At 61.0% G+C, this 19,253-nt stretch carries 16 protein-coding genes and 1 pseudogene; 8 read left to right on the top strand and 9 right to left on the bottom strand.

Features of this window, described 5'->3' with window-relative positions; translation table 11 throughout:
• The first annotated feature begins 42 nt into the window (after nucleotides 1-42).
• Entirely contained in the window at nucleotides 43-966 is a 924-nt protein-coding gene (locus PSH66_RS22085; protein ID WP_003175548.1) for a LysR family transcriptional regulator, read from the top strand.
• Between the two features lie 19 nt (nucleotides 967-985).
• Here the strand turns inward: PSH66_RS22085 and PSH66_RS22080 are convergent, their stop codons facing one another.
• The 3 genes from PSH66_RS22080 to PSH66_RS22070 form a co-directional block, all read right to left on the bottom strand.
• Nucleotides 986-1,714, bottom strand: a complete 729-nt coding sequence (locus PSH66_RS22080; RefSeq protein ID WP_003175547.1) for an aspartate/glutamate racemase family protein — start codon at nucleotides 1,712-1,714, stop codon at nucleotides 986-988.
• Between the two features lie 13 nt (nucleotides 1,715-1,727).
• Nucleotides 1,728-3,257, bottom strand: a complete 1,530-nt coding sequence (locus PSH66_RS22075) for an NCS1 family nucleobase:cation symporter-1 (RefSeq protein ID WP_003175546.1) — start codon at nucleotides 3,255-3,257, stop codon at nucleotides 1,728-1,730.
• Between the two features lie 420 nt (nucleotides 3,258-3,677).
• Nucleotides 3,678-4,412 carry a phosphoadenylyl-sulfate reductase gene (locus tag PSH66_RS22070; protein ID WP_078825724.1) on the bottom strand — a complete coding sequence of 245 codons (735 nt, stop codon included), beginning with the start codon at nucleotides 4,410-4,412 and terminating at the stop codon, nucleotides 3,678-3,680.
• Between the two features lie 152 nt (nucleotides 4,413-4,564).
• Here PSH66_RS22070 and thrH point away from each other — a divergent pair, with 152 nt between their 5' ends.
• On the top strand, nucleotides 4,565-5,182 hold the full coding sequence (gene thrH / locus PSH66_RS22065; protein ID WP_003175544.1) for a bifunctional phosphoserine phosphatase/homoserine phosphotransferase ThrH: 618 nt from the start codon (nucleotides 4,565-4,567) through the stop codon (nucleotides 5,180-5,182).
• A gap of 102 nt (nucleotides 5,183-5,284) precedes the next feature.
• On the opposite strand, the gene PSH66_RS22060 is transcribed toward thrH, so the two are convergent.
• The 6 genes and pseudogenes from PSH66_RS22060 to PSH66_RS22035 all read right to left on the bottom strand — a co-directional run bounded on the left by PSH66_RS22060 (nucleotide 5,285) and on the right by PSH66_RS22035 (nucleotide 10,662).
• The gene (locus PSH66_RS22060) at nucleotides 5,285-5,641 is read right to left on the bottom strand and encodes a type II toxin-antitoxin system HigA family antitoxin (protein ID WP_003175543.1); all 357 of its coding nucleotides are present in this window, start codon (nucleotides 5,639-5,641) and stop codon (nucleotides 5,285-5,287) included.
• Nucleotides 5,641-5,942 (bottom strand): annotated as a pseudogene (locus tag PSH66_RS22055) (type II toxin-antitoxin system HigB family toxin). The gene PSH66_RS22060 and the pseudogene PSH66_RS22055 overlap by 1 nt, the downstream one beginning before the upstream one ends.
• A gap of 221 nt (nucleotides 5,943-6,163) precedes the next feature.
• Nucleotides 6,164-7,507 carry an aminodeoxychorismate synthase component I gene (gene pabB / locus PSH66_RS22050; RefSeq protein WP_305427658.1) on the bottom strand — a complete coding sequence of 448 codons (1,344 nt, stop codon included), beginning with the start codon at nucleotides 7,505-7,507 and terminating at the stop codon, nucleotides 6,164-6,166.
• Between the two features lie 97 nt (nucleotides 7,508-7,604).
• Nucleotides 7,605-8,591 carry an alpha-L-glutamate ligase-like protein gene (locus tag PSH66_RS22045; protein ID WP_003175541.1) on the bottom strand — a complete coding sequence of 329 codons (987 nt, stop codon included), beginning with the start codon at nucleotides 8,589-8,591 and terminating at the stop codon, nucleotides 7,605-7,607.
• Complete coding sequence (locus PSH66_RS22040; protein ID WP_003175540.1) at nucleotides 8,591-10,123, bottom strand: inactive transglutaminase family protein; 1,533 nt, start codon at nucleotides 10,121-10,123, stop codon at nucleotides 8,591-8,593. The genes PSH66_RS22045 and PSH66_RS22040 overlap by 1 nt, the downstream gene beginning before the upstream one ends.
• 5 nt (nucleotides 10,124-10,128) lie before the next feature.
• On the bottom strand, nucleotides 10,129-10,662 hold the full coding sequence (locus PSH66_RS22035; RefSeq protein WP_003175539.1) for an ATP-dependent zinc protease: 534 nt from the start codon (nucleotides 10,660-10,662) through the stop codon (nucleotides 10,129-10,131).
• A gap of 273 nt (nucleotides 10,663-10,935) precedes the next feature.
• Here PSH66_RS22035 and PSH66_RS22030 point away from each other — a divergent pair, with 273 nt between their 5' ends.
• From PSH66_RS22030 to prpD, 6 genes are all read left to right on the top strand, one after another.
• Nucleotides 10,936-11,634 (top strand): GntR family transcriptional regulator, encoded by a 699-nt coding sequence (locus tag PSH66_RS22030; protein ID WP_003175538.1) that lies wholly within the window; start codon nucleotides 10,936-10,938, stop codon nucleotides 11,632-11,634.
• A gap of 13 nt (nucleotides 11,635-11,647) precedes the next feature.
• The gene (gene prpB, locus PSH66_RS22025) at nucleotides 11,648-12,541 is read left to right on the top strand and encodes a methylisocitrate lyase (RefSeq protein ID WP_003175537.1); all 894 of its coding nucleotides are present in this window, start codon (nucleotides 11,648-11,650) and stop codon (nucleotides 12,539-12,541) included.
• A 39-nt stretch (nucleotides 12,542-12,580) separates the two neighbouring features.
• A complete protein-coding gene (gene prpC / locus PSH66_RS22020; protein WP_003175536.1) occupies nucleotides 12,581-13,708 on the top strand; it encodes a 2-methylcitrate synthase in 1,128 nt (375 codons plus the stop codon).
• 127 nt (nucleotides 13,709-13,835) lie between these two features.
• Nucleotides 13,836-16,430, top strand: a complete 2,595-nt coding sequence (gene acnD, locus PSH66_RS22015; RefSeq protein WP_305427657.1) for a Fe/S-dependent 2-methylisocitrate dehydratase AcnD — start codon at nucleotides 13,836-13,838, stop codon at nucleotides 16,428-16,430.
• Between the two features lie 11 nt (nucleotides 16,431-16,441).
• A complete protein-coding gene (gene prpF, locus PSH66_RS22010) occupies nucleotides 16,442-17,632 on the top strand; it encodes a 2-methylaconitate cis-trans isomerase PrpF (protein WP_305427656.1) in 1,191 nt (396 codons plus the stop codon).
• Between the two features lie 135 nt (nucleotides 17,633-17,767).
• Nucleotides 17,768-19,252, top strand: a complete 1,485-nt coding sequence (prpD, locus tag PSH66_RS22005) for a 2-methylcitrate dehydratase (RefSeq protein WP_305427655.1) — start codon at nucleotides 17,768-17,770, stop codon at nucleotides 19,250-19,252.
• Nucleotide 19,253 lies beyond the last annotated feature (1 nt).

Here is a 19,253-nt window from a genome sequence, read left to right as displayed (position 1 = left end):
TTGCTATAGTCTGTGTAAACCAAAAGTTTAGAGTGAGGCCAGATGGAGAGCTTTGGCAGTATCGAATGCTTTGTGCGCAGCGCCGAAGGCGGCAGCTTTGCCGAAGCCGCCCGTCACCTGAGCCTGACGCCTGCGGCGGTGGGTAAAAGCGTGGCCAAGCTGGAAGCGCGGCTGGGTGTGCGGTTGTTCCAACGCAGTACCCGCCGCCTCACACTGACTGAGGCCGGCAAGCTGTTCCTCGAAGAAGTCGGCGGCAGCCTTATCACCATCCAGAATGCCGTGGCCAACCTGGCCAGCGCCGAGGGTCGACCGGTGGGCACGCTCAAGGTCAGCATGGGCACGGTGTTTGGCAACCGCTATGTGGTACCTCTGCTGGGGGCGTTCATGGCACGTTTTCCGGATATCAGCCCGGACTGGCATTTCGATAACCGACAGGTCGATCTGATCGGCCAGGGCTTCGATGCCGCCATCGGCGGTGGTTTTGAACTGCCTCAGGGCGTGGTGGCACGCAAGCTGACGCCGGCGCATCGGGTGCTGGTGGCCTCGCCGGATTACCTGGCGAAGCGTCCGCCCGTGTTGGCGCCAGAGGGTTTGGCGCGCTGCAATGGCATCCTCATCCGTTCTCCGCAAACCGGCCGCGTACGCACCTGGCAATTGACCAGCATTGAGCGTGACCACAGCCCGCTGTCGCTCAAGCCTGGCATGACCATGAGCGACTCCGAAGCCGCCTGCTGCGCCAGCGCGCAGGGCCTGGGCATTGCGTTGGTCAGCATGCCCATGGCCGTGCCGTTTCTCGACAGCGGTGCGGTGGTGCGGGTGTTGCCCGACTGGTATGTCGACGACGGCAATATTTCCATCTACTACGCCGAGCACAAACTGCTGCCCGGCAAGACCCGGGCGTTTGTGGATTTCATCATCGAGCAGTTTGCCGAACGACAACTGGCTCAACGATTCAGCGCAATTTAAAGCCAGGCACATTTGGTTTTCAGTGGCCGAACTTAATCGGCCAACCCAAAACCTTTTTCGCCCTGGGTGTCGCGTAAGTCCGAATCTTCGACGTCGACAACCCCAACCGTACCAACGATTCGGCAATCGTCACCGCCGCCGTCACCCCATCCACCACCGGCACGCCGGTGCGCTGGCGAATCTGTTCATCCAGCCCGGCCATGCCGCCGCAGCCCAGGCAGATCACTTCGGCCTTGTCTTCTCGAATGGCCAACTCCGCCTGGCGCACGATGGCTTCCATGGCGGCCAGCGGGTCTTCTTCCAGCTCCAGCACCGCCATGCCACTGGCCCTTACCGAGGCGCAGCGCTGGTACAGACCGGCCAGTTTCAGGCGGTCTTCGATCAACGGCACGGTGCGGTCCAGGGTGGTGACCACCGAATAGGCGTGGCCAAGGAACATTGCCGTGCTGGCGGCGGCTTCGGTGATGTCCACCACGGGCACGTTGAGCAGTTCCTGCAAGCCTTCGCGGCCGTGTTCGCCGTAACCGGCCTGGATCACCGCGTCGAAGGGCTGGTCGTAGGCCATCACCCGGTCCATCACCGCGATGGCCGCCAGGTAGCTTTCAAAATTGCCCTCCACCGATTCGGCGCCGAAGTACGGGGTGAGCCCGACGATTTCGGTGCCCGGGGCAGCCACCGCCCGCGCTTGCTCGGCGATGGTTTCGGTAATGGATTCAGTGGTGTTGACGTTGACCACGAGGATACGCATGGAGTGTCCTTGATTAATGACTGACGTTATCGACTGCAATGCTTTCGCCGCTGACATCGGCGTAGAACGCCTGGCGCTTGGCGATCAGCAGGTACAGCAACCCTGCAATACCGGCGCCAAACAGCCAGGAAAACGGCGCGACACCGGCAAACCCCGGCAACAGTGCCAGCAGGATGGCGATCACCGCCGCAGGAACAAAAGCCGCCACCGCGCGCAGATTGACCCCGCGGCTGTAGTAATAAACGCCTTTGGGGTCTTCGCTGTACAACTGCGGCACATCCACCTGGCTTTTACGGATCAGCCAGTAGTCGACCATGATCACTCCATAGAGCGGCCCCAGCAGCGCGCCCAGGCCGGAGAGGAAGTACACAATCACCAGCGGGCTGTTGTAGAGGTTCCACGGCAGGATCAACACCGCCACAGTGGCGCTGATCAAGCCGGCCCGGCGGAAGTTCAGGTACCTGGGCGCGAGGTTGCTCAGCACAAAGGCCGGCGCGACGAAGTTGGCCATGATGTTCACCGCCACGGTGACAATCAGGAACGCCAGGCAGCCGAGCACCAGGAAGAAGGTGTTGGGGATCGCGGCGATGATTTCAGTGGGGCTTTCGATCACCCGGCCATTGAGTTGGAATTGCCCGCCGCACAGCAGCACGGTGATGGCGGCGAACACCAGAATGTTCACCGGCAAACCCCAGAAGTTGCCGACCTGGATGGTTCTGCGGCATGGCGAGGAACGGGCGAAGTCACAGAAGTTGAGGATCAGCGTGCCGTAGATCGCCAACCACAATGCGCCACCGGCAAAGATATTGCGCCACATCTCGCCACCGCTGAGCGGTTCGCGAATCGACCAGGCAATGTTGCCGCCTGCCTGGAAGTACATCCAGCCGGCCAGCGCAGCCATCGTCGCCAGAATCACCGGCCCGGCGAAGCCTTCATAGCGCCGCACCATCTCCATGCCGTAGGCCAGGATTACCAGTTGCACGAACCAGATCACGACAAAACAGGCCCAGCCCAGGGTGGATAAACCCAGGATCGCGTTGTGGTCATAGTCGGCAAACCCTGGATGAATCGCCGTCAGCAGCACGCGCAAGACCACCGAGGCCAGGTAGGTCTGGATACCAAACCAGGCAATTGCAATCACCGCGCGGATCAACGCCGGAATCTGCGCACCGTGAATGCCGAAGCTGATACGGCTGATCACTGGAAACGGCACCCCCGTCTTCTGGCCCATATACCCCGACAGGTTCATGAAGAAGTACACCAGCGCGGCGCCGATCCCCAATGACAGCACGATCTGCCAACCGCCCAGGCCCAGCGCATACAGGCCGATGGCGAACGAGTAATTGGCGATGTTGTGCACATCGTTGGTCCACAGCGCGAAGATGCTGTAGCGCCCCCAGCGCCGCCCTTCGGCCTTGGTCGGAGCCAGGTCCTTGTTGTGCAGGCGTGGACTGAGCACCAGCGGGCCGGGGCTGGCGGCTTCGGGGGTCAGGGTGGAGGAGGGCAGATCCAGTGCGAGGTCATTCGACAGGCTTGTACGCATTCCGGCAGGCTCCAGCACATCTGCTGGGAAACTGCAGATGGCAAAGTGTATGTAGGTTTTGTATTTATTGTATACAAAGCGTATTCCACCTTAAGCCACATGCGTGCCAGTTTTGGATCTATGAAAATCGCGGGTAATTTCGTTTTAATAGGTAGGTTAAATAACTGGCTGAATTTAAAGATTTATAAATTGACCGATTGAACAGGTATTTATTTTTCTGTTGAAAGCGGTGGATTCAGCAGCACAAACGACCATTGGGGTAGGTGTTACGTTATGGTGCGGCTGAATAAAAATTGCACACATAAATGGCACGAATGGTTACATGTGTGTGTACATCTCTAGCGTACAACACAAAAAAATGTGGGAGGGAGCAAGTCGAATCGTCGCACCGCCCCTCCCACATCTTTCCTGCGTCGGTCTTCAAGCCTTGCTGATGATGTTCCCGGCATGCAGCCCGCATTCCTTCTGCGTGGCCTCTTCCCACCACCAACGGCCTTCACGCTCATGCTGGTTCGGCAGCACCGGCCGGGTGCAGGGCTCGCAGCCAATGCTGATAAACCCGCGTTCATGCAGGCTGTTGTACGGCAGCTCCAGCATGCGGATATAACCCCAGACTTCTTCGCTGGTCATTTGCGACAACGGGTTGAACTTGTACAGGGTGCGCTCCGGGGTGGAGAAGGCTGTATCGATCTCCAGCGCCGCCACCTGGCTACGGGTGCCGGGGCTCTGGTCGCGGCGCTGGCCGGTGGCCCAGGCGCTCACGCCGGCAAGCTTGCGGCGCAGCGGTTCGATCTTGCGCACGCCGCAGCATTCGCCATGACCGTCCTTGTAGAAACTGAACAGGCCCTTTTCTTTGACGAATGGCTCCAGCTTGCTCTGGTCCGGTGAGATCAGTTCGATGTCGATCTTGTAGAAGTCGCGTACCTGCTCGATAAACCGATAGGTCTCCGGGTGCAGGCGACCGGTGTCGAGGCTGAACACCTTGACGTTCTTGTTCAGCTTCCAGGCCATGTCCACCAGCACCACGTCCTCGGCGCCGCTGAAGGAGATCCACAGGTCATCGCCGAACTGGCTGAACGCCAGCTTGAGAATGTCCTGGGCGGATTTGTTGGCATAGGTCGCGGCGAGTTCAACGACGTCGAAGGCTTGGTTCATCAGGACGGTTCCTACAGGTCAGTGGCGCTGAGCGCTCTATAGGGGAGCGATGGTATCAAAATCCGCTCTGCGTTGCGGCGGCGAGCTTGAATCGCTAGAGTTCGGCAGTCCTTTTGCCCGCTCAACCAACAACAGATAAATGGGAGTGTCTTGTGGAAATTGCCTGTCTTGACCTGGAAGGGGTGCTGGTTCCGGAAATCTGGATCGCCTTCGCCGAAAAAACCGGGATTGAATCCCTGCGGGCCACCACCCGGGACATTCCCGACTACGACGTGCTGATGCAGCAACGCCTGCGTATCCTCGACGAACACGGACTCAAGCTCGCCGATATCCAGGCCGTGATCGCCACGCTCAAGCCGCTGGACGGCGCCGTCGAGTTCGTCAACTGGCTGCGCGAGCGCTTCCAGGTGGTGATCCTGTCCGACACGTTCTACGAATTCTCCCAGCCGCTGATGCGCCAACTGGGCTTTCCGACCCTGCTGTGCCATCGCCTGATCACCGATGAAAACGACCGGGTGGTGAGCTACCAACTGCGCCAGAAAGACCCCAAGCGCCAGTCGGTGCTGGCGTTCAAGAGCCTGTACTACCGCGTGATCGCCGCTGGCGATTCCTACAATGACACCACCATGCTGGGCGAAGCCGACCGTGGGATTCTGTTTCACGCGCCAGAGAATGTGGTGCGTGAATTCCCGCAATTTCCGGCGGTGCATACGTTTGAGGATTTGAAGAACGAATTCATCAAGGCGTCGAATCGGACGTTGAGTCTTTAAGTCATCTACACAACTTCCGCTGAGCGAAAAATCCAGGGAGGATTTTCAGCTTTTAAAATTTGTGTGGCTACTAGCCCCCGATAGGGCCGGCCCTGCCATTGCTTATCCCTCTGTCAGCAACCGCTCATAAGGAATACTCAAACCTTCATGCAGGCGCTTGATCATTGACAGGCTCAGCTTGCGCTTGTGGTTCAGGACTTCGGAAACGCGACCACTGGTGCCGATAAAGGGCTCCAGGTCGCGGGCCGTCATGCCCAGTTGTTCCATGCGAAATCGAATGGCTTCCACGGGGTCGGAAGGTGGCATTGGATAATGTGCCGCCTCGTACTTTTCAATGAGTACAGCAAGGATTTCCAGTTCGTCGCCCTCGGGCGAGCCCTTCTGCGCGCCCCAAAGTTGCTCCACCCGCGCCAGCGCAGCGGTCAGGTCTTCCTGGGAATGTATAGGTTTGATGTCCATCACACGGTCTCCGCGTTGATCTGGTCGTACTGCGCGTGGGTCCCCCGAAACGTATGAACCCAAGCTGTCGTTGATAATCGATCGCCATGATCACTCGATATTTGTTGCCGCCCACATTGAAAACAACCCTGCCACTTTTGAGAACGCTCGCCGTTCTGAGCTCGGCCTTGAGCGCCTGCGGCGACGGGTATGAGGCCTGCTCCAGATGGCGGTACAGCTCGACCAACGGCGTTTTTGCATCAATGTACGCAGGGTGGCTGTCCCAAAATATTCTTAAGGTAGAGCGCGCGATTATCCGCATCGCCGACGCCTCCCATTTTGGGAGATGTTAGGGGTGGTTGGTTGGAAGTGCAATCCCTGAAATAAATTCTGACGAGTAGGCGGTCGCTTCATATGATCCTTCACAGATGGCGGATGGAGAGTCGGAGTGGGACGCTATCTCCCGGCTCGCGCCTCGTCCATAGCGGTTCTGATTCAGATTTTTTCGGTTTCCAGAGCCGGTGCCCGGAAGAGGGTCATGCGTTACAAACTTTCCAACGTTTGTAACAACACCTGCACCTTGGTCAGCGACTCCTGGTACTCCGCCTCCCACTGCGAGTCCGCGACAATCCCGCCGCCGCCCCAGCAGCACACCTGGCCATCCTTGACCAGCAAGCTGCGGATGGCGATGGAGCTGTCCATCTCGCCGCGCACGTCCAGGTACACCAGCGAGCCGCAGTACAGGCCGCGACGGGTCGGCTCCAGCTCGTCGATGATCTGCATCGCGCGAATCTTCGGTGCGCCGGTGATGGAGCCGCCGGGGAAGCTGCCGGCGATCAGGTCGAGGGCGTCCTTGCCGTCGGCCAGCTCGCCGATAACGCTGCTGACCAGGTGATGCACGTTGGGGTAGCTTTCCAGGCTGAACAGCTCCGGCACGCTCACCGAACCGGTACGACAGGTGCGGCCCAGGTCGTTGCGCAGCAGGTCGACGATCATCAGGTTCTCGGCGCGGTCCTTGGCGCTGGCCAGCAGTTCGGCGGCGTGCGCAGCGTCTTCTTCAGGCGTTACACCGCGTGGACGGGTGCCTTTGATCGGCCGGGTTTCAACATGACCTACGCTGATCCTGACGAAACGCTCCGGTGACAGGCTCAATACCGCGCCTTCATCCGGCAGGCTCTGGAAGCCGGAAAAGGGCGTCGGGCAGGCTTCGCGCAGTGCGCGGTAAGCGGCCCATGGATCACCGAGGCACGGTGCGCGAAAACGCTGGGCAAAGTTGACCTGATAGCAGTCGCCCGCCTGAATGTAATCCTGGATGCGCACGATGGCCTGGCGGTACGCTTCAGCCGTGAGGTCCGGTGCCATGGGCCCTTGCAGCGTGAACGTGGCGGTGCTGTCTGCCGTCGGTTGGCTGAATAACGCGACCAATCGTTGCCGTTCGCTGTCGGCCAGCGCCGGGTGGAACACCAATTGACTGGTCTGCGCCTGGTGATCACTGACCAGTGCCCAGGCGTACAGCCCGAAGCGCGCATCCGGCAGGTGCAAATCATCCACTGCCAAGTGCGGCATCTGCTCCAGGTGCCGGCCAAAGTCATAACTCAGGTAGCCGATCAAACCGCCGGCAAACGGCAATGTGTAGCCGTCGGGCAGGGTGGCGTTACCCAGCTGTGTCAGGTTTTTGCGCAAACGCTGCAGGAAATCGCTGCCGCTTTCATCAGGCGCTACCGTCAGGGTCGCCTCAGGCCAGGCGCTGAGCAGGTCATAACGCCCGCGTTCGGCCACCGGGCGGCCACTGTCGAGCAGCACCGCGCCCGGGGCATGGCGAATCGCCGCAAAATACTCGGTGGGGTTGGCCCGGTAGGGCAGCGGGTGTACGGAACAGGTCGACATGCGGGGTGGATCAGCCAAGGCGGGGGGAGGCGATTGTAGTCCCCTGTAGGATTTGCTCCTAGAGGGGATGTCGGGGATAGACAGTTCGACGACCGGATCAGCCCTCGACGGGCGGAATATGCCCAAACATTGCCTGTACGAACTTCACCCGTTCTTCCACGGTTTCGGTCACGCCGGCGGCTTTCAGCTCTTCCAGCCGGGCCTCCACCGCATGGGTGCGCAAGGTCAGCCCGCAGTCGTTGGCGATCTGGATATTCAGTCCTGGCCGCGCGTTCAGTTCCAGGATCAGCGGGCCTTTTTCCTGGTCCAGCACCATGTCCACGCCGATGTAGCCCAGCCCGCACAGCTCGTAGCAACCCGCGGCGAGCTTCATGAAACCGTCCCAGTTGGGCAACTGCACGCCATCCACCGCGTTGGTGGTGTCGGGGTGTTTGGTGATGATATTGTTCAGCCAGGTGCCACGCAGGGTCAGGCCGGTAGCCAGGTCGACGCCCACGCCAATCGCACCCTGGTGCAGGTTGGCCTTGCCGCCGGACTGGCGCGTGGGCAAGCGCAGCATGGCCATCACCGGGTAGCCCATCAGCACGATGATGCGGATATCCGGCACGCCTTCGTAGCTGATGCTCTTGAAGATCTGGTCGGGCACCACACGGTACTCGATCAACGCACGGTCACGGTGGCCGCCCAGGGAATACAGGCCGGTGAGGATGCTGGAGATCTGATGCTCGATCTCTTCATGGCTGATGATCTTGCCGGACACCGTGCGGTAGCGCCCTTCAAAGCGGTCCGCCACGACCAGGATGCCGTCGCCGCCAGCGCCCTGGGCCGGTTTGATCACGAAGTCGCTGCGCCCGGCGATGATTTCGTCGAGCTTGTCGATTTCCTTCTCGGTGGAGATCACCCCGTACATTTGCGGCACGTGGATACCGGCCGCAATCGCCCGTTCCTTGGTGATGATCTTGTCATCCACGATCGGGTACAGGCTGCGCTTGTTGTACTTGAGCACGTAGTCGGCGTTACGCCGGTTGATGCCCATGATCCCCCGCGCTTCGAGGGCCTTCCAGGTCTTCCAGAAGCCGAACATTACGAGTCAGCCTTGAGGAAGGCCTTGAAACGCACCAGCTCGGTCAGGCGGTAACCGCGATAACGCCCCATGGCCAGCATGAAGCCCACCAGGATCAGCAGGATCGCCGGGAAGGTGAACACGAAGTAGATCAACTCCGGCACGCTCATGATGATGTGCGCCAGGGAGGCGGCGAACAGCGTGCCGATCGCCACTTTCATGGCGTGGCCACCGCCGCGCTCTTCCCAGGTAATGGACAGGCGTTCGATGGTCATGGTCAGGATCACCATCGGGAACAGTGCCACCGACAGGCCGCGTTCCAGCCCGAGCTTGTGGCTGAACAGGCTGATGGCCGCGATCAGCACCACCACGAACGTCAGCACCACCGACAGCCTCGGCAGCATTTGCAGTTTCAAGTGTTCCAGGTACGACCTCAGGGACAGCCCGAGCGCAGTGATCACCGTAAACAGCATGATGCCGAAGCCCAACTGCGTTTCGCGAAAGGCCAGGGCTATCAGCACCGGCGTGAACGTGCCCAGGGTCTGCAGGCCGATCAGGTTGCGCAGGATCAGGATCACCAGCACGCCGATCGGGATCATCACCATGATCATGAAGGTTTGCTGGGTTTGCAGCGGCAGGCCATACAGCGAGTATTCGAGGAAGTTGGCGTCGGTGTTCTCGTCGGTCAGCTTGGCCAGGCGAATCGCGTTCATTTCGCTGTTGTTCAGGCTGAAGGTGACCATGGCTTTCTTGCCGCCATCGACGGTGATCAGGTTTTCATCGCCGGTCCACCACAGCAGCCGGTCGGCGGGCAGGCCCGGTTCGCCGGTTTCCGGGTTGAAATACAGCCAGTCATTGCCATTGAAGCTGCGCAGCCATAGTTCCGGGGTTTGCGGCTGGTCGGCGACCAGGCGGATGGTGTGGACCTTTTCCACCGGCACATGGGCGATGGACAGCAGCAGCTCGACGATCTTGGCCTTGTGCGGTGTCGACGGGTCGCCCGCCAGCAGCAGCTTCACATTGTCGTCATTGAGGTTGTTGGTGCGTTTGATCGCTTCGGTAATGAAGGTCTCGACGTCGGCCGAATGCTGGCGGATCGGCGCCAGCAGGGCTTCGGCTGCGATTTTTTCCGGGCCTTCCACGGCGATGCTGTCGCGGAAGGTCGGACCCTTGATCTTGGCTTTCTCGCCACTGTAACGCTTGGTCAGCACCAGTCGGTAATACAGGGTCTGGTTACCCTTGGCGCGGCGCGCCGACCAGGTGACTTTGCGGTTACCGTCGATGCGGTTGACGCTGACCCCGTAGTTGTTCGAGATAAAACTTTCGTTGAGGCTGACGAAGTCGCGGCTCAAGGGCGGCACGAACATCTGGATCTTGACCGGGTCTTTCGGGTTGGCGACGAACTCGACCTTGGCATCGATGTTCCACAAGTCGTCGGTGGCGTCCTCGGTGACGGGGATACCCAGCACGAAAATCTGATAGGCAGTGACCGAAATACCCAGCACCACCAGGATGGCGATCAGGATTTTCAGGTGCAGGGTAAGAGAGCGCATTCGGTTTACTCGGCGGTATGAGCGTCGGCGGCGCAGGCGGGTTTGCCTGCTGCGTATTTAAGACTGGGATCGACCAGCGCATCAAAGCGTTTCAGCGCTTCGGAGCCGATCAGCAGCGGGTATTGGAAAGCGCTGCGGTCAGTCAAGTTCACTTCGATGCTGCGCAGTGCGGTACCCATGCAGATATCCAGGGCAATCACTGGGCGCGCGGTGTAATTCTTGTCCTCATCGGGGTCGTAGTCGCCGGCGCGACGCTTGATCTTGCTGACGCGGGCCAGGGGACGTTCGATGGGGTGGGAATGGGCGGTGTCGATGGCCAGGTAGAAGCGCACCCAGGATTCGCCGTTGCGCTTGAAGCGCTTGATGTCACGGGCGCTGAGGGAGGCGGTCTTGGCACCGGTGTCCAGTTTGGCGGCCACCTCCAGGTCGATACCGGCCAGTTGGGCGTATTCGTTGAGGCCGTACACGGTCTTCTCGGCGGCAACGCCAAGGCTCGGTAGGCACACTAGGCAAAACAGGGGGAAGGGCTTGAGTCTCATAAATCCTGAGGCGGTGCAGTGCGATGTTCAATTCAAGGCGACTGGCATTGCTGCGCAAACTCCCTCGTGCGCCGTTTCATCCAGTGATGTCAGGCAAAAGCGGCGGGCATTCTAACATGATGCTTTTTTGGCGCCAGCGCTGGCAGGCGGCCATGCCTTGTGGGAATACACCAGGGCGCTATTAGACGATTGTCGACAATATGCATTTATTCTTTGACTGTATGGGTGTTATTGGCTAGTTTTTGCCTCATTGCTTTTAAAGGTGTCGACAATATGCTGGATCAACTGGAAACCCCAGTGATGACGCAAGACGATTCGCAGACCATGTCCGAGAACGTCTTCCGACGCATCCAGGCCGCCATCGTTAAAGGCGAGATCGCCCCCGGCAGCAAGATTTCCGAGCCGGAGCTGGCGCGCACCTATGGCATCAGCCGCGGGCCGCTGCGCGAGGCCATCCACCGTTTGGAAGGCCAGCGCCTGCTGGTACGCGTGCCCCACGTCGGCGCACGGGTGGTGTCCTTGAGCCATGCCGAACTGGTCGAGCTGTATGAAATCCGCGAATCCCTGGAAGGCATGGCCTGTCGCCTGGCGGCCGAGCGCATGACCGACGCGGAAATCGAAGAGTTGCGCCAGGTGTTGCACACCCATGAACGCGACGAAGCGTTCCAGGCCGGCCTGGGCTACTACCAGCAGGAAGGCGACTTCGATTTTCATTACCGGATAATTCAAGGCGCCGGCAACCGCACCTTGACCCAAATGCTCTGTGGCGAGCTGTACCAGTTGGTGCGCATGTACCGCATCCAGTTCTCCGCGACCCCGAATCGTCCACGCCAGGCTTTTGCCGAGCATCACCGCATCCTTGACGCGATTGCCGATCGCGACGGTGAATTGGCCGAGTTGTTGATGCGCCGCCACATCGGCGCTTCCAAACGCAATATTGCCCGTCACTTCCCGGACGGCACTCCCCAATAAATAGAGGTGAGTCATGAGCTCCAGCAACAACAGCACCCCAGGCCAGCGTTTCCGTGACGCGGTCGCCAGTGAACAGCCGTTGCAGGTGGTCGGCGCGATCAATGCCAACCACGCACTGTTGGCCAAGCGCGCCGGCTTCAAGGCGATTTATCTGTCGGGCGGCGGCGTGGCGGCCGGCTCCCTGGGCGTGCCGGACCTGGGTATTACCGGCCTCGACGACGTACTCACCGACGTGCGCCGCATCACCGATGTGTGCGACCTGCCGCTGCTGGTGGACGTGGACACCGGTTTCGGCTCCTCGGCATTCAACGTGGCGCGCACCGTCAAGTCGATGATCAAGTTCGGCGCCGCGGCCATCCACATCGAAGACCAGGTCGGCGCCAAGCGCTGCGGCCATCGTCCGAACAAAGAAATCGTGTCCCAGCAGGAAATGGTCGACCGCATCAAGGCCGCCGTGGATGCGCGCACCGATGACAGCTTCGTGATCATGGCGCGCACCGACGCCCTGGCGGTCGAAGGCCTGGAGTCCGCCCTGGAACGCGCCGCGGCCTGCATCGAAGCCGGCGCCGACATGGTGTTCCCGGAAGCCATCACTGAGCTTGAGATGTACAAGCTGTTCGCCGCCCGGGTCAAAGCGCCGATTCTGGCCAATATCACCGAGTTCGGTGCGACCCCGCTGTACACCACCGAACAGTTGAAATCTGCCGATGTTTCCCTGGTGCTGTACCCGCTCTCGGCTTTCCGCGCCATGAACAAGGCCGCCGAGAACGTCTACACCGCGATCCGTCGCGACGGCACCCAACAGAACGTGATCGACACCATGCAAACCCGCATGGAGCTTTACGATCGCATCGACTACCACACCTTCGAGCAGAAGCTCGACGCGCTGTTCGCCGCGAAAAAGTAACGAACGCGCCTCCCATAACTACAAAATTGGAGAACGAACATGGCTGAAGCAAAAGTATTGAGTGGTGCCGGCCTGCGTGGCCAGGTCGCCGGGCAGACCGCACTGTCCACCGTGGGCCAGGCGGGTGCCGGCCTGACCTACCGCGGCTACGATGTACGCGAACTGGCCGCCGACGCGCAGTTTGAAGAAGTCGCCTACCTGCTGTTGTACGGCGAATTGCCTACCCAGGCCGAACTGACGGACTACCGCAACAAACTGAGCAAGCTACGCGACCTGCCGCAGGCACTCAAAGAAGTGCTGGAACGCATTCCCGCCGACGCCCACCCGATGGACGTGATGCGCACCGGTTGCTCGTTCCTGGGCAATATCGAGCCCGAGCAAGACTTCAGCGTGCAGCGCGACGTGACCGACCGCCTGCTCGCCGCGTTCCCGGCGATCATGTGCTACTGGTACCGCTTCAGCCATGACGGCAAGCGCATCGACTGCGTGACCGACGAGCCCAGCATCGGCGCCCACTTCCTGCACCTGTTGCACGGCAAGAAGCCGAGCGAGTTGCATGAGAAGGTCATGAACGTGTCGCTGATTCTCTACGCCGAACACGAATTCAACGCGTCGACCTTCACCGCGCGCGTCTGTGCCTCGACCCTGTCGGACCTGTATTCCTGCGTCACCGCCGCCATCGGCTCACTGCGCGGCCCGCTGCACGGCGGCGCCAACGAAGCGGCGATGGAGATGATCGAGCGTTTCTCCTCGGCCGAAGACGCGGTGCAAGGCACCCTCGGCATGCTGGCGCGCAAAGATAAGATCATGGGCTTTGGCCACGCGATCTACAAAGACAACGACCCGCGCAATGAAGTGATCAAGGGCTGGTCGAAAAAACTCGCCGACGAAGTGGGTGACACGGTGTTGTTCCCGGTCTCCGAAGCCATCGACAAGACCATGTGGGAACAGAAAAAACTCTTCCCCAACGCCGATTTCTACCATGCCTCGGCGTACCACTTCATGGGCATCCCGACCAAGCTGTTCACACCGATCTTCGTCTGCTCGCGCCTGACCGGCTGGGCCGCGCATGTGTTTGAGCAGCGTGCCAACAACCGCATCATCCGTCCAAGCGCCGAGTACACCGGCGTCGAACAGCGCAAGTTCGTGCCAATCGAACGTCGCTGAAGACCGGCGATCCTGAAGTGGAAATCGAATCAAAGGTGGGAGGGGCTTGCCCCCTCCCACCTTTGAATCGCACTCCAGCCCCGGATCAGCCGGCTCCGTTTGCAACCACCGTGACCGAGTCCTGACGATGAACACTGAATTTCGCAAACCGCTCCCCGGCAGCCGCCTGGATTACTTCGACGCCCGCGCGGCCGTCGAAGCCATCACTCCCGGCGCCTACGCCACCTTGCCCTACACCTCCCGAGTGCTTGCCGAGAACCTGGTTCGCCGTTGCGACCCGGCCACGCTCAATGCGTCCTTGAGCCAACTGATCGAGCGCAAGCGCGACCTCGATTTCCCGTGGTTTCCGGCCCGTGTGGTGTGCCATGACATCCTCGGCCAGACCGCGCTGGTCGACCTCGCCGGCCTGCGCGATGCCATCGCCCTGCAAGGCGGCGACCCGGCGCAGGTCAACCCGGTAGTGCCGACCCAGTTGATTGTCGACCACTCCCTGGCCGTCGAAGCCGGTGGGTCCGACCCGGACGCGTTCGAGAAGAACCGCGCCATTGAAGACCGCCGCAACGAAGACCGTTTTCACTTTATCGAGTGGACCAAAAAAGCCTTCAAGAACGTCGACGTGATCCCGCCCGGCAACGGCATCATGCACCAGATCAACCTGGAAAAAATGTCTCCGGTGATCCAGGTGCGTGACGGTGTGGCGTTTCCCGACACTTGCGTCGGCACCGACAGCCACACCCCGCATGTCGACGCGCTGGGCGTGATCGCCATCGGCGTCGGCGGCCTGGAAGCCGAGAGTGTGATGTTGGGTCGCGCTTCGTGGATGCGCCTGCCGGAAAGCGTTGGCGTCGAGCTGACCGGTAAATTGCTGCCAGGGATCACGGCCACCGACATGGTGCTGGCCCTTACCGAATTCCTGCGTCAGCAGAAAGTCGTGGGTGCCTGGCTCGAGTTCTTCGGCGAAGGGGCCTCGGCACTGACGTTGGGCGACCGTGCCACCATCTCCAACATGGCCCCGGAGTACGGCGCCACGGCGGCGATGTTCTACATCGACCAGCAAACCATTGCCTACCTGAAACTCACCGGTCGCGAAGACGAACAAGTCGCTTTGGTCGAGCAATACGCGCGTCACACCGGGCTGTGGGCGGATGACCTCAAAGGCGCGCAATACGAGCGCGGCCTGACCTTCGACCTGTCCAGTGTAGTGCGCAACATGGCCGGCCCGAGCAACCCGCATGCCCGTGTCGCTACCCGCGATCTGGCCTCCAAAGGTATCTCGGGCCAGTGGGACGACGTGCCGGGGCAAATGCCTGACGGCGCGGTGATCATCGCCGCCATCACCAGTTGCACCAACACCAGCAACCCGCGCAACGTGATCGCCGCCGGCCTGCTGGCGCGCAACGCCAACAGGCTGGGGCTGACGCGCAAACCGTGGGTCAAGTCATCCCTGGCGCCCGGTTCGAAAACCGTGGCCATGTACCTGGAAGAGGCCGGCCTGGGCCATGAGCTGGAAAAGCTCGGTTTTGGCGTAGTGGCCTTCGCCTGCACCACCTGCAACGGCATGTCCGGCGCACTCGACCCGGTGATTCAGCAGGAGATCATCGACCGCGACCTGTATGCCACCGCCGTGCTTTCGGGCAACCGCAACTTCGACGGGCGGATTCACCCGTACGCCAAGCAAGCGTTCCTGGCGTCGCCGCCGCTGGTCGTGGCGTATGCGATTGCCGGCACCATCCGTTTCGACATCGAAAAGGACGTGCTTGGCCTTGATGCCGATGGCAAAGAAATCCGCCTGCTGGACATCTGGCCGAGCGACGAAGAGATCGACGCAGTGGTCAAGGTCTCGGTCAAGCCCGAGCAATTCCGCGCGGTGTACATTCCGATGTTCGCGATCCATGAAGACACCGGCCCCAAAGTCACGCCGCTGTACGACTGGCGCCCGCAAAGCACCTATATCCGCCGTCCGCCCTACTGGGAAGGCGCATTGGCCGGTGCGCGCCCGCTCAAGGGTATGCGCCCGCTGGCGGTGCTGCCGGACAACATCACGACCGACCACCTGTCGCCGTCCAACGCGATCATGCTGGACAGTGCCGCCGGCGAATACCTGGCGAAAATGGGCCTGCCGGAAGTCGACTTCAACTCCTACGCGACCCACCGTGGCGACCACCTGACCGCGCAACGCGCTACCTTCGCCAACCCGAAACTGTTCAACGAAATGGTGCAGGAAAACGGCAAGGTCAAGCAGGGTTCCCTGGCGCGCATCGAGCCCGACGGCAAGATTACGCGCATGTGGGAAGCCATCGAGACCTACATGGAACGCAAGCAACCGCTGATTATCATCGCCGGTGCCGACTACGGCCAAGGTTCGTCCCGCGACTGGGCCGCCAAGGGCGTACGCCTGGCCGGTGTGGAAGCGATTGCCGCCGAAGGGTTCGAGCGCATCCACCGCACCAACCTGGTGGGCATGGGCGTGTTGCCGCTGGAGTTCTTGCCGGGCACCGACCGTCACACCTTGCACATCGACGGCAGTGAAACCTATGACGTGGTCGGCGAACGCACCCCGCGTGCGCAGTTGACCCTGGTGATCAACCGCAAGAATGGCGAACGTATCGAGGTGCCGGTGACCTGCCGCCTGGACACCGCCGAAGAAGTGTCGATCTACGAGGCGGGCGGCGTGTTGCAACGCTTTGCCCAGGACTTCCTGGAATCGGCGGCGACCGCCTGAAGAGGTTAACCATGGCACATGTAGCGCAAATCAAGATCCCCGCCACTTATATGCGTGGCGGCACCAGTAAGGGCGTGTTCTTCAGCCTCCGGGACCTGCCCGCGTCGGCGCAGGTCCCGGGCGCCGCGCGCGATGCCTTGCTGCTGCGGGTGATCGGTAGCCCCGATCCCTATGACAAGCAAATCGACGGCATGGGCGGCGCCACGTCGAGCACCAGCAAAACCGTGATCCTCGTCAAAAGCACCCGCGCCGATCACGACGTGGACTACCTGTTTGGCCAGGTCTCCATCGACAAGCCCTTTGTCGACTGGAGTGGTAACTGCGGCAACCTGTCGGCGGCGGTGGGTTCGTTCGCCATCAGCGCCGGCCTGGTCGATCCGGCCCGCGTGCCCCGCAACGGCGTGGCCGTGGTGCGGGTGTGGCAGGCCAATATCGGCAAGACCATCATCGCCCACGTGCCGATCACCGATGGCGCGGTACAGGAAACCGGCGATTTCGAACTCGATGGCGTGACCTTCCCGGCCGCCGAAGTGCAGCTGGAATTCATGGACCCGGCGGCGGAAGAAGAGGGCGGCGGTGGCTCGATGTTCCCTACCGGTAACCTGGTCGACGACCTGGAAGTGCCCGGTGTCGGCACCTTCAAGGCCACACTGATCAATGCCGGTATCCCGACAATTTTCATCAACGCCGAAGACTTGGGTTATACCGGCACCGAGCTGCAAGGCGCGATCAACAGCGACCCCAAGGCCCTGGCGATGTTCGAGACCGTGCGTGCCCACGGTGCGTTGCGCATGGGCTTGATCAAGCACCTGGACGAAGCGGCCCAGCGCCAGCACACGCCGAAGGTCGCGTTTGTGGCCAAGCCTGCCGATTACGTGGCCTCCAGCGGCAAGGCGATCAAGGCCGGTGATGTGGACCTGCTGGTGCGCGCGCTGTCCATGGGCAAGCTGCACCACGCGATGATGGGCACGGCGGCGGTGGCGATTGGCACGGCGGCGGCGATTTCCGGCACGTTGGTCAACCTCGCGGCCGGCGGCGTGGAACGTAATGCGGTGCGCTTCGGGCATCCGTCCGGCACCTTGCGCGTGGGGGCTGAAGCCACCCAGGTGAACGGCGAATGGGTCGTGAAAAAAGCCATCATGAGCCGCAGTGCGCGGGTGTTGATGGAAGGCTTCGTGCGCGTTCCCGGCGACTCTTTCTAAAGCCCAACACCAATCTCTGTGGGAAGGGGTTTGCCCCCTCCCACATTGGATTTCTATTCCAAGGCAGGCACCCAAGACCTGCTTTCAGTAACCGTGAGCCCGAGGATTAACCCACCGCATTTTTGGAGCACTGCCATGAGCACCAACGTCGACCAGAACAATCGTCCCGACTACGACCAGGTCCTGCAGGACATCGCCGACTACGTCCTCAGCTACCGAATCGACTCCCCGCTCGCGCTGGACACCGCACGCAATTGCCTGATGGACACCCTCGGCTGCGGCCTGCTGGCCCTGCGTTTTCCCGAGTGCACCAAACACTTGGGGCCGCTGGTCGAAGGCACCGTGGTGCCGTTTGGCGCGCGGGTGCCGGGCACGTCGTTTCGGTTGGACCCGGTCAAGGCGGCCTGGGACATTGGCTGCCTCGTGCGTTGGCTCGACTACAACGACACCTGGCTCGCCGCCGAGTGGGGGCACCCGTCGGACAACCTGGGCGGCATCCTCGCGGTGGCGGATCACCTGTCGCAAAAATGCGTAGCCAATGGCGACGCTCCGCTGACCGTGCGCGCGGTGCTGGAAGCAATGATCATGGCCCATGAAATCCAGGGCGTGATTGCGCTGGAAAACTCATTCAACCGCGTCGGCCTCGATCATGTGCTGCTGGTGAAAGTCGCCTCTACCGCCGTCACCGCCAAGCTGATGGGCGCTGACCGTGAACAAATGCTTGCGGCCTTGTCCCACGCGTTTGTCGATGGGCAGGCGCTGCGCACTTACCGGCATGCGCCGAACGCCGGTTCGCGCAAATCCTGGGCGGCGGGGGATGCATCCAGCCGTGGCGTACGCCTGGCGGATATCGCATTGCGTGGCGAGATGGGCATCCCCGGTGTATTGAGTGCGCCGCAGTGGGGGTTCTATGACGTGCTGTTCAGCCACACCAACAAGGATTTGGCCCTCAAGCCCGAAGACAAGCGCAGGTTCAGCCTGTCCCAGACCTATGGCACCTATGTGATGGAAAACGTGCTGTTCAAGATCAGCTTCCCCGCCGAGTTCCATGCACAAACGGCTTGTGAAGCGGCAGTGACCTTGCACCCGCAAGTCAAACATCGCCTGCACGAAATCGAACGTATCGTGATCACCACCCATGAGTCGGCGATCCGCATCATCTCCAAGGTCGGCCCACTGGCCAATGCCGCCGACCGCGACCACTGCCTGCAGTACATGACTGCTGTGCCCCTGGCGTTCGGCAATCTGGTGGCCGAGCAATACGAGGATGAATTCCACGCCGCGCACCCGATCATCGACGAACTGCGCGACAAAATGGTCATCGTCGAAGAGCCGCGCTACAGCCGTGAATACCTGGAAGCCGATAAACGTTCCATCGCCAATGCGGTACAGGTGTTCTTCAAGGACGGCTCCAGCACCGAGCAAGTGGCGGTGGAATACCCGATCGGCCATCGCCGTCGTCGGGCGGACGGTATTCCTTTGCTGGAAGACAAGTTCAAGGCCAACCTGGCCACACGGTTTACTGCGCAGCGCAGCGCCGAGATTTTTGCGTTGTGCAAGGACCAGGCACGGCTTGAGGCCACGCCGGTGAATCGCTTCATGGACCTGTTCGTGATCTAAA

This window comes from Pseudomonas sp. FP597 (assembly GCF_030687435.1).
Classification (GTDB): Bacteria; Pseudomonadota; Gammaproteobacteria; order Pseudomonadales; family Pseudomonadaceae; genus Aquipseudomonas; species Aquipseudomonas lactucae.
This window is presented reverse-complemented; position numbering and strand designations above follow the sequence as displayed.

Coding starts and splice junctions, on each gene's coding strand:
- PSH66_RS22030 (WP_003175538.1), top strand. CDS start 10,936: ATGCTGGATCAACTGGAAACCCCAGTGATGACGCAAGACGATTCGCAG.
- PSH66_RS22060 (WP_003175543.1), bottom strand. CDS start 5,641: ATGGACATCAAACCTATACATTCCCAGGAAGACCTGACCGCTGCGCTG.
- prpD (WP_305427655.1), top strand. CDS start 17,768: ATGAGCACCAACGTCGACCAGAACAATCGTCCCGACTACGACCAGGTC.
- PSH66_RS22045 (WP_003175541.1), bottom strand. CDS start 8,591: ATGTTCGGCTTCTGGAAGACCTGGAAGGCCCTCGAAGCGCGGGGGATC.
- PSH66_RS22075 (WP_003175546.1), bottom strand. CDS start 3,257: ATGCGTACAAGCCTGTCGAATGACCTCGCACTGGATCTGCCCTCCTCC.
- PSH66_RS22040 (WP_003175540.1), bottom strand. CDS start 10,123: ATGCGCTCTCTTACCCTGCACCTGAAAATCCTGATCGCCATCCTGGTG.
- pabB (WP_305427658.1), bottom strand. CDS start 7,507: ATGTCGACCTGTTCCGTACACCCGCTGCCCTACCGGGCCAACCCCACC.
- PSH66_RS22080 (WP_003175547.1), bottom strand. CDS start 1,714: ATGCGTATCCTCGTGGTCAACGTCAACACCACTGAATCCATTACCGAA.
- PSH66_RS22035 (WP_003175539.1), bottom strand. CDS start 10,662: ATGAGACTCAAGCCCTTCCCCCTGTTTTGCCTAGTGTGCCTACCGAGC.
- acnD (WP_305427657.1), top strand. CDS start 13,836: ATGAACACTGAATTTCGCAAACCGCTCCCCGGCAGCCGCCTGGATTAC.
- PSH66_RS22085 (WP_003175548.1), top strand. CDS start 43: ATGGAGAGCTTTGGCAGTATCGAATGCTTTGTGCGCAGCGCCGAAGGC.
- prpB (WP_003175537.1), top strand. CDS start 11,648: ATGAGCTCCAGCAACAACAGCACCCCAGGCCAGCGTTTCCGTGACGCG.
- prpF (WP_305427656.1), top strand. CDS start 16,442: ATGGCACATGTAGCGCAAATCAAGATCCCCGCCACTTATATGCGTGGC.
- prpC (WP_003175536.1), top strand. CDS start 12,581: ATGGCTGAAGCAAAAGTATTGAGTGGTGCCGGCCTGCGTGGCCAGGTC.
- PSH66_RS22070 (WP_078825724.1), bottom strand. CDS start 4,412: ATGAACCAAGCCTTCGACGTCGTTGAACTCGCCGCGACCTATGCCAAC.